The sequence below is a fragment of the Olivibacter sp. SA151 genome (genome assembly GCF_054130995.1).
The window spans coordinates 4,351,291-4,365,303 of record NZ_CP096391.1; the positions used below are offsets into that span (position 1 = coordinate 4,351,291).

General features: G+C 41.4%; 11 protein-coding genes. 9 read left to right on the forward strand and 2 right to left on the reverse strand.

Features of this window, described 5'->3' with window-relative positions; translation table 11 throughout:
* Window positions 1–4 precede the first annotated feature (4 nt).
* Together M1D52_RS17850 and M1D52_RS17855 are read right to left on the reverse strand one after the other, a co-directional pair.
* Window positions 5–1,111 carry a bile acid:sodium symporter family protein gene (locus tag M1D52_RS17850; protein WP_377610332.1) on the reverse strand — a complete coding sequence of 369 codons (1,107 nt, stop codon included), beginning with the start codon at window positions 1,109–1,111 and terminating at the stop codon, window positions 5–7.
* Window positions 1,112–1,501: 390 nt separating this feature from the next.
* Entirely contained in the window at window positions 1,502–2,404 is a 903-nt protein-coding gene (locus M1D52_RS17855; RefSeq protein ID WP_437393376.1) for an alpha/beta hydrolase family protein, read from the reverse strand.
* Between the two features lie 352 nt (window positions 2,405–2,756).
* On the opposite strand from M1D52_RS17855, the gene M1D52_RS17860 reads away from it, so the two are divergent.
* From M1D52_RS17860 to M1D52_RS17900, 9 genes are all read left to right on the forward strand, one after another.
* Window positions 2,757–4,574: a helix-turn-helix transcriptional regulator gene (locus M1D52_RS17860; RefSeq protein ID WP_437393375.1), complete on the forward strand. Its 1,818-nt coding sequence runs from the start codon at window positions 2,757–2,759 to the stop codon at window positions 4,572–4,574.
* Between the two features lie 231 nt (window positions 4,575–4,805).
* Window positions 4,806–5,816 carry an SPFH domain-containing protein gene (locus M1D52_RS17865; RefSeq protein ID WP_437393374.1) on the forward strand — a complete coding sequence of 337 codons (1,011 nt, stop codon included), beginning with the start codon at window positions 4,806–4,808 and terminating at the stop codon, window positions 5,814–5,816.
* Window positions 5,817–5,829: 13 nt separating this feature from the next.
* Window positions 5,830–6,060, forward strand: a complete 231-nt coding sequence (locus M1D52_RS17870) for a hypothetical protein (RefSeq protein WP_130857147.1) — start codon at window positions 5,830–5,832, stop codon at window positions 6,058–6,060.
* Window positions 6,061–6,071: 11 nt separating this feature from the next.
* A complete protein-coding gene (locus tag M1D52_RS17875) occupies window positions 6,072–6,881 on the forward strand; it encodes a hypothetical protein (protein WP_437393373.1) in 810 nt (269 codons plus the stop codon).
* A gap of 44 nt (window positions 6,882–6,925) precedes the next feature.
* Window positions 6,926–7,699 (forward strand): DUF6620 family protein, encoded by a 774-nt coding sequence (locus M1D52_RS17880; RefSeq protein WP_130857145.1) that lies wholly within the window; start codon window positions 6,926–6,928, stop codon window positions 7,697–7,699.
* A 542-nt stretch (window positions 7,700–8,241) separates the two neighbouring features.
* Window positions 8,242–11,340, forward strand: a complete 3,099-nt coding sequence (locus tag M1D52_RS17885; protein WP_149105506.1) for a SusC/RagA family TonB-linked outer membrane protein — start codon at window positions 8,242–8,244, stop codon at window positions 11,338–11,340.
* A 4-nt stretch (window positions 11,341–11,344) separates the two neighbouring features.
* Complete coding sequence (locus M1D52_RS17890; protein ID WP_013665900.1) at window positions 11,345–13,021, forward strand: RagB/SusD family nutrient uptake outer membrane protein; 1,677 nt, start codon at window positions 11,345–11,347, stop codon at window positions 13,019–13,021.
* A 150-nt stretch (window positions 13,022–13,171) separates the two neighbouring features.
* A complete protein-coding gene (locus M1D52_RS17895) occupies window positions 13,172–13,762 on the forward strand; it encodes a TetR/AcrR family transcriptional regulator (protein WP_013665899.1) in 591 nt (196 codons plus the stop codon).
* An 11-nt stretch (window positions 13,763–13,773) separates the two neighbouring features.
* Window positions 13,774–14,013 carry a hypothetical protein gene (locus M1D52_RS17900; protein ID WP_130857141.1) on the forward strand — a complete coding sequence of 80 codons (240 nt, stop codon included), beginning with the start codon at window positions 13,774–13,776 and terminating at the stop codon, window positions 14,011–14,013.

Sequence of the window (14,013 nt, forward strand, 5' to 3'; positions counted from 1 at the left end):
TTTGTTATTGATTGTCAATTTCGGTACGCCGATTCTTCAGGGGGCGTGAACGCCACCATAGGGCAAGTGACGAACCGGTAATATTCATAATCGGTGAGAATACGGCAGATGCTAAGCCAACCGTAGATAACTTACCCATTGCCAAGGCTAAACTAGACCCTAGGCCTGCATTTTGCAAACCAACTTCGATTGCAATTGTGCGACAGTCCTTTTCATCCATCCGCAACAAACGCGCAAGCCAATAACCAAGCACATACCCGCTCGTGTTATGCAAGAGCATCGCCAACACCAAGGCAGGCCCGACAATCAACAGGTCCTTTTGGCCAGCAGCGGTAATCACAATGATGATCAGTGCAATACCAGCCATGGATAATACAGGCATAATATCATCTAACCACTTCGCTTTCCCGTGTAGAAATCGATTAAATAACAATCCAGCCAATACAGGTATGATGACAATTTTGGTAATATCCCAAGCCATATCCCAAAAATCAATCGATACATACTGCCCCGCAAGCAACTGCATAAATAAGGGTGTCATTAGGGGCGCCAACAGCGTCGAGACAGCGGTGAGCGTCACGGAAAGCGCGAGGTTTGCGCGCGCTAAATAGGTCATCACATTAGAAGCTAATCCGTTTGGACAGCTGCCAATCAAAATGATTCCGGCCGCTATTTCTGCTGGGAAATTGAAGATACGGGTAATGGCAAAAGCTACCGGGGGCATTACTATGTAATGACATAGTACTCCTACAATTACACCTTTAGGCATTTTAACAACACCGACAAAGTCTTTTACACTCAACCCTGTCCCCATTCCAAACATAATAATCTGCATGAGTGGCACGATAAGCGCTGAAAGACGAAAATCTCCTACACGGATAAAAAATTGCGGATAATACATCGATACGCTCACTGCAGCAAATATCATTACGGTAAAGGAATAGCCTTTTAACAAGGAATAATAACGCAGTCCAAAAGCGACTGAGAGAAAAAAACCCATCAGCAGCCAGCCGCCGAAGCTATGAGACCCTTTCAGGGTTGCAATAAGAAATGCTGATAGGAAGAGACATCCTATAATAAAGAACACGATGGGTATGCCTTTTTTTGTCATGTGATTTTAATTGATTGTCATGATAAATAGCTAATTAAGGCACACGAGCATTATTCATATCGGTGCACCTTCTTAAATGAAAGCGTTACTTATGGTCCCATAGTACCTCCTTGATATTGGTTTATAATTAGGAAAAGAATACCCTTGCTGTAATTTATGGCATTCAGCTATAATTGTTAGGCAATTGTACTTAAGAAAAAAGAAAAGGCTGAAAATTTATGTTACAAAAAGGCCTTTAAATGTTACATAAAAATCAAATAATTGTAAATCAAACAATTAAAATAAAAGAATCGCTTAAACAGGCTTAAAAGGCACGATTAAAACCATTGTATTCAAATCGCAAGAAATTGTTTTGATGTAAAAGAAGGAAACAAAATTATTCCTTAACAATTAAGGCATATTCTTCTTGTCTATTGTCCAGGCAGGTGATTTAGAAAGCCCTGATGGATTGCCCGTAAATAACCTGGCTGCTTCACGATCGTCTTTTAACTGCCATTTGAACCAATTGGTTGCCACCCGTGCGAATTCGCCGCCATGAGGTCGGCTATAAGTTCCGCCATGTCCGACGTCCATGTTTGCAACAAAAACAGGTACATGATTGATTTGCTTAAAATCATCCATTCCGTTCTGATAAGCGATGTCTGATTCACCACCTAACAAGTAGAGAGTGGGCGTATGTATTTTCTTAAGCTGATCTTTACTTAACACCGGAAGCACGGGCATCCCTTTCTTCGGATCGTCAAAAATACCGCTATTGCAGACAACTAGTGTAGTAACACGCGGATCGTCAGCAACCTCCAATGCTTGCAGACCTCCACACGACATACCACTTACAGCTATTTCGGTTGTATCCAATTTATTATAATAAGGGCTCTTCTCCTTATCGTTTTGCGTAATGGCCCAGTCAATCGCATCCAATAGTTTTGATGATTGTGACCTACGCTTTACCTGTTCCCCTGTTTCTTTGGGCATGGTACCAATGGCAATAACTAAAAAGCCATGGGAAGCGATTTCATTTAAAAAGTTTATATGTTCCCAAGGAGAATCGTAACAGGCACCGTTACCCCAAACAATGATCGGCAATTTATTCCTTTCATTAAATATACGCATATCTTTCGGTCTAAAGATGGTATGCGTTGGCAACGACGCTTCTGTAATCATCACTGCGCTATACCTTCCTGTCCCCCCCTGTTCGACAGTTCTTATATTGATTACTTGACAAAAAGATGTTTTCGCCGTGCTAAAGATGGCTAACACCACGATCATTGTCCACATTTTTTTTAATTGTTTCATACTTTAGTTTATTTATATTATAATGGTAATTGTTGCTTGCTCAACTTAAAATTTCATCCTATACAAAGGCCTCTTTATCAAGGTCACGTATTAGCTAGCTAAAGATAACAATGGTGATTGAGCACTTTGGCGAGTATTGTTTAAACCTTTAGCAAAAATGTTTAATTTAAGATCAATAAGCGGTCTTTTTTAACGAATTGTCAAATCGCTTTAATATGCAAGGCTATATTGCATATTTGAGCAATTTATCTAAGTTTGTTTATATTTAAACGCGGCAGAGCTCGATTTCAATTAATGGCAATGCCAATTTGTTTCAAAAACTCAGTTATTCTAATAGAGAAGATAGCCCTAAATGATAAAACGATGCATTTTTTTGTGGACATTGCTTTGCAGCTTTTTACTTAGTCTATCCGCGCAGGAAAATTCGCTCGCCGAGTATTTAAAAAAAGCGTATACAGCTCGTTTAAAGGCCAATTACGATCTGAATCTTAGCACCTTAAAAGAAGCCGAACAACTGAAAGGACATCCACAGGATCCGGTTCTGTTAGCTAAACTTAATACAGAACTTAGCAAGCAATATCTTGTGAATGCCGACTATAGTAAGGCTAAGGAGTATGCAAATAAATGCTTACAGCTCGGCCAACGCATCAAGAATAGAACGGTAGAAGCTTACGGGTATCTTGCAATTGCAACCTATTATAATTACCTCGACATTGGGGACTTGGCCGTAAGTAATGCCCAAATAGCCCTAAAACTAGCTAAAAATTGGGATTACTCGCTAAAATCCCGAGCTTATTACATCTTATATGGTGTTTATTCCAGTTGGGATGATGAGGTATTGAGTAAAAAGTATGCACAACTTACCATTCTTACGGCAAAGGAAAATGCCGACAATGAGATGCTTGCCAATGCATATACTGCCTATGCTACGGCGATGCAATTTCATTATGAAAAGACAAAGAAGCGCCAATATTTGGATAGCATGAAATTGTATCTTCATAAATCGGCAAGCGTTTATAAAAAATCACCGGAGCAGGTAGGTGTCCGTACTTATTCGATAGCTAATATTAATCTGGCTAATTATTTCTTTGAATACCAGCCGCTCCATAAGCAATCTACTCAGGACAGTATTCTTTTTTATGCAGATATTGCCAAAAAGCTTGCAAAAGCTTCTGATAAAAACTACACGATTACCGGCAATGTAAACGGTCTTTTGGCAGAAATAGCCAGTTTACAAGGTAAAAGCCGACTCGCTGAGACTTATTTAATGGATTCTTATACCCAGCTCACAAAAGCGGCAACTCCTTCGTATTATACGTTTTCCAATGTAGCACAAGGACTCAGTGATTTATACGCTAAAAGAGGAGATTTCAAAAAAGCCTTATTCTATCAAAAGAAAAAAGAAGTTTTTACTAACAAAATCTTTGATGAGCGAAAGATGCTCCAAGCAAAAAAACTGGAGGCGCAGTATGAGAACAGTAAACTATCAGAGGATATAAAAATAGCTGCTCAGAAGGCGGACAGTCAGAGGACACAAAACCTTTTATTAACTGGTATTTGTCTTCTTTTAGTGATTAGTATCTGCTTATTGGTAAACTCCTTTAAAAGCAAAACAAAACTACAGGAAGAAAAATCTCGACGTCTACAACAAGAAAAACAGGACGCCGAGCGTAATGCCGAGCTCGGATTGAAAATGCAGGCAGAAGAGCAAGCGCGTTTACAAGCCGAACAGCAACTCTTATTATTACAAAAAGACCAGATGCAGAAAGAAGCCATGGCTGATGCATTGCAAATCGAGCGTAAAAACCGCCTCCTCCTTCAAATGAAAGATAAGCTACAAAAACTGGAAACGGAACAAAACAGGGGTTATGTAGAAAAAATCATCAAGGAAGAGATGCGCTTGGAGGAAACTGTTGAGCGATCTGCCAAAGAGTTTGAAAGCATCAACCCTGCGTTTTTTAGTAAACTAAAAGAAATATCCAATGATAAGCTCACCCCTCTTGAACTGAAACATTGCGCATACTTACGGCTCCAACTAAACACGAAAGAAATTGCCGCGGCTTTTTATATTGAACCTAAAAGCGTACGTGTGAGCAAATACCGCATCAAACAAAAAATCGGATTGGACAAAGACACCGATCTAGATCGCTTCTTACAAGAATTGGGCTAGGTGCTATTGTTTGGCAAGCAACAAACACATCATCCTTATTATCAATCATTTAATGCAAAGACAATTAACCTTGTAGTCACTTTGTAGTCGCTACTTTTGCAACATGTAGTTACTTTGCAACGTTCTTAACTTTTGAAATAGGGTTGTCAGCGGTAGCTTTGGTATCGCCCCGTTTAAAAAACACTGGATTAAAATGGTGAAAACCAATAGACCCTTTAAATAAAACAGAAAATGAGCAATCCAACGTCAAAATTACCCTTCTTAGAAATCGTTGAATGGGCCGAACAGGATCCCAATATGATGATGTGGAAGATTGCTGATGGAGACAAAGAAATAAAAAATGGCGCTAAGCTACTTGTACGCGAAAGTCAGTCAGTTTTATTCATAAACGAGGGGACTATTGCTGATGTTTTTATGCCGGGCACTTATACACTCCATACGCAAAACGTTCCTGTGTTATCACGCCTTAAAGGGTGGAAATATGGATTCGAGAGCCCCTTCAAAGCGGATGTTTATTATTTCTCTGTCAAACAATTTGTGAATCTAAAATGGGGTACTCCAGCGCCTATCATGCTACGCGATGCGCAGTTCGGGCAGGTACGAATTCGCGCCTTTGGCACATATAATGTACGTATTACAGACATTACAAGATTCTTTAAAGAATATGCAGGTACTTATCACCAGCTTACGGTCTTTGAGTTTGAGCGACAACTCCGTGATTTTATTGCTCCCCAGTTTGGTGAAGCTTTAGCACTTTCTAATATTTCTGTATTAGACATTGCTGGCAATATTTCCTTACTCAATAAAAAAATCGCCCCACTGATTCAGCCATATTTTGAAACTTTTGGCATTGAAATCACTCAATTTACCGTTACGTCCGCTACCTTGCCAGATGAAGTTACCCAATATTATGATAAAGTAACGGGTATGAATATGGTAAGCGGTGACGTAGATAGATTCCAAAAATTCAATACCGCGATTGCTATTAGCCAAGAAAGCAGCCCTGCTCAGCAAGGGGCACTACAGGGAATTGCAATGGGCATATTAATGGGACAAATGCAGGCAACGCAGCAAAATCAAACAAATTCGAAAATAAACTCACAAGACAACACCGTAAACTCTTCCGAAACGCAAGATGAATCGGTCGTGAAATTGAAAAAGATTAAAACTCTTTTCGAAAGTGGCTTAATTGACGAAGACGAGTATAAAGCAAAAAAAGCAGAAATACTATCCAAGTTGTAAACAACAATTCTATATGGAGAAACCGCTATCAATTGTTGAACGCATGGAACAACTTGCCCTTCAACAGAAACGGGAAAAATTTACTGAAAAAGAGGCAGGCGTAACAATTATTATCTGCCCGAATTGTGGAAGCGGAAGGGCCAAAGAGGATGGTCTTACCCGATGTGCCTACTGTGGATTTGAATTTTTAACGCAAAAACTAAGTAATGGGATTCATCTAAAGGATCACGACAATTCAAAATAAACAAGACTGTGATGAACTTTTTCAATCTTTATAAAAAGAACAAAAGTAGTACTACCAACACAAATACCGCAAATGAAGTTGACGCCGACACACCCTTAGTTCAAAGGTTACAAACATTTTTGGGTAAACTATACCAAAGAGCAGAAGAAATGCATTCGGAAATACAGGTATCCGGACAACGCATTGCTGATGCAGACAAAGATCCTTTTAAAAGAAGCTTTTTACAATTTAAGGCGGGTATGATAGCCCAATTCACCGCCATTATACAAAAAGGGTCTAATACCTATCAAGAGGAGGTTATACCCAAAGTGTCAACTATGGAATTGGTCAAAATCTCCCAGATTTTTAACGACTGGCACGTTGGCGTTCTGAACATGATGACTTCCGCCTTTGACCAGATAAGCGAACGCGATCTGGAAAAAGAGTATGCTGATATCATGAAAACATATACACATTATAAAGATCATTTTCATTGCAAACAATGCGGAGGTAAATTGGAAATTTCAACATTCTATTTTACAGCAACCTATATCGCTTGCCCCTATTGTCGAACACAAAACACCTTTGATCCAGGCACCCAAGTTCGTTTGGTGGAACATTTAGCGCGCCCATTAGCTGAGCTGCGTTGCAATGAGCTCTATGAGCGTTATCAAGAGCATCGTCGTGCATTTGGTACAGACAGCGCCAAAGAGAAGTATCAATTATATCTTCAGGCGCTTATAGATGAAATGAATCGTATACTACCCGGCCTAACTGCTCAACATCAGAATTTTTATGATCGCCTATTAAGCGATTATGAGCGCTTCGAGCAATTTAGATAACAGTAGATAATCAAACAATTTTTAATTATCAAAATTCAATAACCATGTTTAAGAAACTTTTCAAAGGACTCACCGACAATCTGGAAGATATGGCGAAGAAAGCGGTGACAGAACAGCAAAATTCAAACACCAATAATAACAAAGACTTGTTTGATGCGTATATGCAAGGCAATTATCAGAAAGCTTTTGACACAGGCGCGGCTTCGGCGGGTTATTCAACCATGAACACCGCAACAGAAGACCCGAATGATCCGCAACTACAACCCGTGCATGGCGTTACGATATTCGACTATGCCGTAGGTGCCGCAAAGCTCGGAGAGGGTTGTACCGAAGAACAGATTTGTCGTGCCCTTGGCATAGAAAGACCCATGTGGGATGAGGCACAAGTCACTTGGAATAATCGGATGCGAGATGACAAATCCTTTAACGTAGTTAGTGTTTATTCCAAATATTTTGGTATGGTAAAAGAACATGAGAAACTTGGCGTACTTCAGCCTGATAACGCGCCCGCTACACAAGTGGAATCAGAAACTGCGAAGGCTAATCTTCAACGTCTGGAAACTGACAAGTATTATTTTTTTGAAATTCAAGGGGCTATGCAGGCAGCCTACGACAATGGAATAGACGGTGCTCAATGGCTCATTGATGAACTCGGTCTAACGGTATCACAAGTTAACAGTGCAGGTACACAATGGATGAACGATTTTAATATTATGGCTCAAATGATAGATTATCAAGACCAAAAAAAGAAGGAATACAGTGAACGATTTTCGAGTGAATCAGGCGCAAACGGTATTGTAGACGACATTAAGTTCTAGAACTTCTATCTTCCGGATCTAACTTTTTGTTAGATCCGGAAGATAAATTATAGCCTTCAACCTACCCGGTTTTTTACTTCTTGCCAGGGCATTCATTTAAACCGCTACTTTTTATCTGCTTATTTTTTACGATAACGTTATCGTAAAAAAACAGGCCGTTTTGCCCTTCATTCAAAACATATTCACCGTATTTTGCCGTTGATTATCAATAAGTAGTTCTGATGAAGCCAGGCTTCGCTCGGATTATAACTGATTACTACCAATCTTAAATGTAACTTAAATAGATTAATTATGAGCCGTAAAGTCGTTGAATCGATTATTGAAGATGTATCTTGCTCTGTATTGTTCGATATCACTCCAAAGAACCACGCTAACAGGTCTTACCTGTTATAGAACCGATCACAGAAGAGTTAAGTTTCTTTCCGAGGAGTTTATTCTCTATGTAGTGCACATGTAAAGGTTATTCGATCACCTGTCTGTATTGCTATGCCTGTCAGGCAACCGAAGAAACCAAACGATTATAAACAAAAACAAATGATTCAATGAAAAACAGTTTAGCTAAAACACAACTGAGGCGGGGAGTTTTACTCATGTCTCTGCTGTATTCCCCGTGGTTACTGCCGAGTTCGATCACAGTAGCCAAAACATCGGAAATACTCGCCCTTTCGAAAGACTTCCAAGAACGGGAAATTAAGGGCCGTGTGCTCGATGAAAACAAGAAACCGCTTCCAGGCGCTACTGTTGCCATCAAAGGAAGTACCAAAAAAGTCTCTACGAATGAAAACGGTGCATTTGTTATCCAATCCAGTGCAGCGTCTGATGTATTGGTGGTCTCCTTTATAGGTTATGAACCGACAGAACAAATGCTTCGGGAGGGACAAGCAGAACAAATTATAATTACACTCAAACCAGATGACGACACAGCCTTGGACGAAGTGGTCGTAGTTGGATATGGTAGCCAACGAAAACAGGACGTAACCGGAGCGGTGTCTTCAGTCAGTGCACAGTCCATTGCCGAAGTGCCCGTAACACAACCATCACAGGCTTTGCAAGGAAGGGCTGCAGGTGTTTTTGTAACCAATACAAACAATAAGCCTGGGGGTGCTGCTACGGTTCGTATCCGTGGAAACCGTTCATTTTCTGCCGGTAACGATCCGCTATATGTCATCGATGGAATTCCCATTACCGGAGGTTTGGAGGATATCCCACCCCAGGATATCGCTTCGATGGAAGTGCTAAAGGATGCCTCTGCCACTGCTATCTACGGTTCCCGGGGAGCCAATGGTGTGGTAATTATAACCACAAAGCGAGGAACAGTGGGAAAAACGACAGTAAGCTACGATAATTGGTTTGGCTTTTCCAGTGCGTATAAGCAGATCGACATGATGAACGGTGAACAGTTTGCCGAATTTAAAAGAGAATCACGACGGGCAACCGGGAACTACGATGACAGTGATCCAAACGCCGATCAAAATACGCCCGGTTTATTCGACGCCGTGGAGCTGGCGTCTATTGCACAGGGACGGAGCACCGATTATCAAGATCTCATGTTGCAGACAGGCCATAGCATGAATCATTCCTTAAGTATTCTAGGAGGCTCGGAGAAGACGCGCTTCAATGTCAGCTTCAATTACATGAAAGACAAGGGAATTATACCTATACAAGATTTTAACCGCTATGCGATGCGGGTGAACTTAGATCACCAGATCAGTGATAGGATACGTATTGGTACTTCGATGCTCGGTAACTACAGTATTACCAACGGACAAGATTTAAATCCGTATGACGATGCGTTACTGGAAAACCCCTTAGGTGTTCCCTATGATGATCAAGGCAACCTGATCTTTCGGCCAACAACAGATGGATTACGGAGTAATCCTTTGAGTGAATTGGTACCGGGGGCCCTACTCAACAAAAACAAACGCATGCGTCTTTTTAGCAGCATTTACGGAGAAGCAACCTTAGCTGAAGGACTTACTTTCCGTTTGAACTTTGGCCCGGATCTTATTCAAAATCGGGTCGGCGATTTTCAAGGAAGGTATACGAATGCCCGTCTGGGAGGTACTGCTGCCGCACAAGGAAATGAGGACCTGGTTTTCAACTATACGCTGGAGAACATTTTGAAATACAATAAAACATTTGCCGAAAAACACGCACTGGAACTTACAGGCTTATTTGGCTTGCAACATCGGCAATTCGAAGCAACCGATATCAGTGTAAGAGGTATTCCGGTGGAGGAAATGCAATATTTTAATTTCGGTGCAGCGGAAGAAATCTTGGGTACGGGAAGTGATTTCCAACGCTGGGACATTGTATCCTACATGGGACGCGTCAATTATATATTCGATGATCGATTTTTGGCCACTGTAACCGCTCGTATAGATGGGTCGTCTCGTTTCGGAAGAAATCACCGTTACGGTTTCTTCCCTTCTGTCGCTTTGGGTTGGACAATAAGCAATGAGTCCTTCATGGAAGGTAATAACGTTTTCGATTTACTAAAACTTAGGACCTCCTATGGCGAAACAGGTAATACAGGTATAGATCCGTATGGAACACAAGGGCTCTTGCAACGGACGACTTACGCTTTTGATGAGACGGCCGGTTTTGGTTTCAGACCAAACCAATTGAGAAATGACAACCTGAAATGGGAGACCACCCGTCAGTTCAATATTGGTTTAGATTATGCCGTGCTGGGTGGCCGTATCACAGGAGCAGCTGAATTCTATACGCAGCAGACGCGTGATCTATTGATGGAAAGACAGCTTCCCTTTACATCCGGCTATGGATCCATTATGGAAAATGTCGGGTCAACAAAAAACACCGGTTTCGAATTTAGTATATCTTCCGTGAACATCAAACCCAAGGATGAGAAAGGTTTTAGCTGGAACACCGACCTGAACTTCGCTACGAATAAAGAAAGTATCACCGAACTGTACGGGGGGAAGCAAGATGATGTTGGAAACCGTTGGTTTATTGGGCACCCTATACAAGTTTATTATGATTTTGAAAAAATTGGCATTTGGCAAAGCAATGAAGTGGATGAGGCCGCCCGATACGGAAGGGTACCGGGAGAGATTAAAGTCAAGGATCAAAATGGGGATGGCGTGATCAATGATTCAGACCGTATTATCTTAGGGAATAATAGACCCACGCTTACAGGCGGCTTGACCAATCGTTTCGCCTACCACGGTTTTGATCTATCCGTTTTCCTTTATTTTAATTTAGGTAATATGATCTATAGTACCTTTCATGAAGTACATAACACGTTGTTTGGCAGGTATAATAACTTAAACGTAGATTATTGGACGCCCAATAATCCAACAAATGCTTATCCAAGGCCCAACCAAAACCAAGAGCGGCCCGTTTATAATACTAGTATGGCCTACTTTAGTGGTTCATTCCTTAAAATAAGGAATATCAATCTTGGTTATAATTTTCCAAAAAGCTGGGCGTCTAAAATTGGTGCCGAATCACTTCGCCTTTATGTAAGTGCTCAGCAACCTTTGATTTTCTCTTCTTATATCAATAAACATCAAGGCGTTGATCCAGAAGGAATCGATTTCAATGCAGATACTGAAAATCTACCCGTTGACACCCCCCCTACTCGTACTTGGCTTTTTGGTTTAAACGTTAAATTTTAACAACATGAGAACAATATTAATGCTATCTATATTGACGCTTGCCCTATGTACCTCTTGCAAACGCATGCTGGATGAGGAAATCCGTTCGCAAGTTAGCGATGAATACCTTTCAACACCCGAAGGGCTTGAAGACGGCGTTAAAGCGGCTTATTCTACCCTTCGGACTTTCCACGCTAATGAGCTGGGCATGACGATGACTGTTTTCGGAACGGATACCTATACGATGGGTTCTGACGGCTCTTACAAATTCATCAATGAGTATACATCCCAATTTGACCCCCGTACGACCTACGTGCGCGACTTATGGAACAATTTATATGTCGGTATCAATACCTGTAATGCCGTAATTGATCGCGCCCCCGATGTTGCGGATATGCCGGAAGAACAACGTAATATCCGCAGGAGTGAAGCACAATTTCTCAGGGCCTACTATTATTTCACATTGGTGCAACAGTACGGTTCCGTCCATCTTACAACCAGCGAAACGAAAGAAGCAACAACAACGGCATCACGTGCTCCGCTCACTGATATTTATCAATTGATAGAAGATGATCTAAGAGCTGCTATTCAAAATCTGCCGGCCGAACAAACCGATTATGGTCGAGCTACAAAACCCGCTGCCGAACATTTGCTTGCTCGGGTATTACTTACCCGAGCAAGCTCTGAAGCAGCAAAAGACAGTGATTACCGAGATGCGGCCGTCCTGGCTGAACAAGTAATTACCGGCTATAATTTTCACTTACTGGAAGATTTTGCTGCTGTTTTTGAGCAAGGAGCCGGCGAGCGAAATGAGGAAGTCATATGGGCGGTTCAATATACTAAAAATGCCATCACGAATGGTGCAGATGCGGACGCCGACGGAACAGGAAATTCCGCACACCGGTATTTCCTCATGGAATATGACGTTTTACCGGGAATGAACAGGAATATACAGGATGGGCAACCTTGGAAACGCTTTATGCCAACTAATTATACACTTGATGTTTTGTTTGCCGATCGCGTGAATGACACACGCTATAAAAAAAGCTTTAAGGATGTATTCTATTGCAGTAAACCAGGCACCTATAATGTAAACGGGAAACAAGTAACTTACGCCTTGGGAGATACCGCTATCTGGCTACCAGGCTACCAGCTGGATCCTGTGGTAAAGGCCTCGAAAAATTTCATGGTTATCGAGCCACAGTCGTATACCAAGAAACTATACCCGACATTAACTAAATTTTTAGATCCACAACGCCCGGATATTAATTATGAGTTCGGCTCTCGCGACTTTCTGGCATTTCGGCTTGCTGAAACCTGCTTGATCGCGGCGGAAGCTTTTATGTACAGTGGAGACATGGATAAGGCGGTTACTTACATGAATATGGTCCGAGCAAGGGCCGCGTACAATGGCACGGATGAAGCCGAGGATGCAACCCATCGTCAAGCAATGCTAATTACCGCCGCCGACCTGAATATTGATTTCATACTGGAAGAACGTGGCAGAGAATTGCTGGGTGAGCAACTTCGCTGGTATGATTTGGTAAGAACGCATCAATTGGTAACACGGGTACAAGCTTACAACCCCGACGGCGGAAAAAACATCAAGGACTATCATGTTTTACGCCCCATTCCACAAGATCAGATAGATCGAACTGAGGGTGGATCATCCAGTTTTCCTCAAAACCCCGGCTATAATTAAAAAAAGGGCAATACGGACCTTATGGGTCTGTATTGCCCTTTTTTACATCAATCCCCCTATTGCTTTCATTATCCTAATCTCGAAACAATCAAAATAAAATTTATAAATAAATGAATATTCACTTATATTTGCAGCCATTATGTATACCACATGAGAAATAGGGATATAGAAAAAGAGCAACTGGTAAAGCAAAAGGCAATAGAACTGATCGGAAAGGGCGGATTGGATTACTTTAGTATAAATAAGCTGGCGAAGGAGTGTAAGATTTCTGTCGCTACTATTTACATCTACTATAAGGATAAAGATGATCTGATCAGCAGACTAGCGGCGGAACAGGGCGAGACAATGGCCGACGATCTTGTACGGGGCTTGGATCCGGACGCTCCTTTTGAGCAAGGCTTGAGGACACAATGGGCGAATCGCTATCGGCAAATGCTCAATAATCAGACCCTTAGCTTATTTTTCGAACAAATTAGAAGTACTTTATATTATAACCGTTTCATGGGAGCTTTCACAGAGAAAGCCGAGCCTATTTTGGGCGCCTTCGTTCAGCATGCTGTCGATCGAGGAGACATTCCAAATCTTCCGCTGGAAGTCTATTGGTCCGTCGCCTTTGGTCCTTTATATGGGCTCGTGAAATTCCATAATGATGGTGTAAGTTTAAACGGTCGTCCCTTTACTTTAAAAGAGGAAATGCTCTGGCAAGCTTTTGAATTGGTAGTGAAGGCATTTAAAAAATAGACTTCCCAAATATGAGTGATATCATTATGCAAAAATTTGAACACGTACTTATATTCAAAACAAGCATTGAAGATAGCAACTGCAAGCATAAAGTTGCTCGAGTGCTTGATCAGCTAGGAACCATAGAAACTTGGTCGGTTGATTTAAGCGACGAGGATTATGTCTTACGGGTAGTGAGTCCTACCCTTTCCTCCGACGATATTATGGAGTTGGTACATGGATGTGGTTTTGAATGCGAAATACTAAGCTAG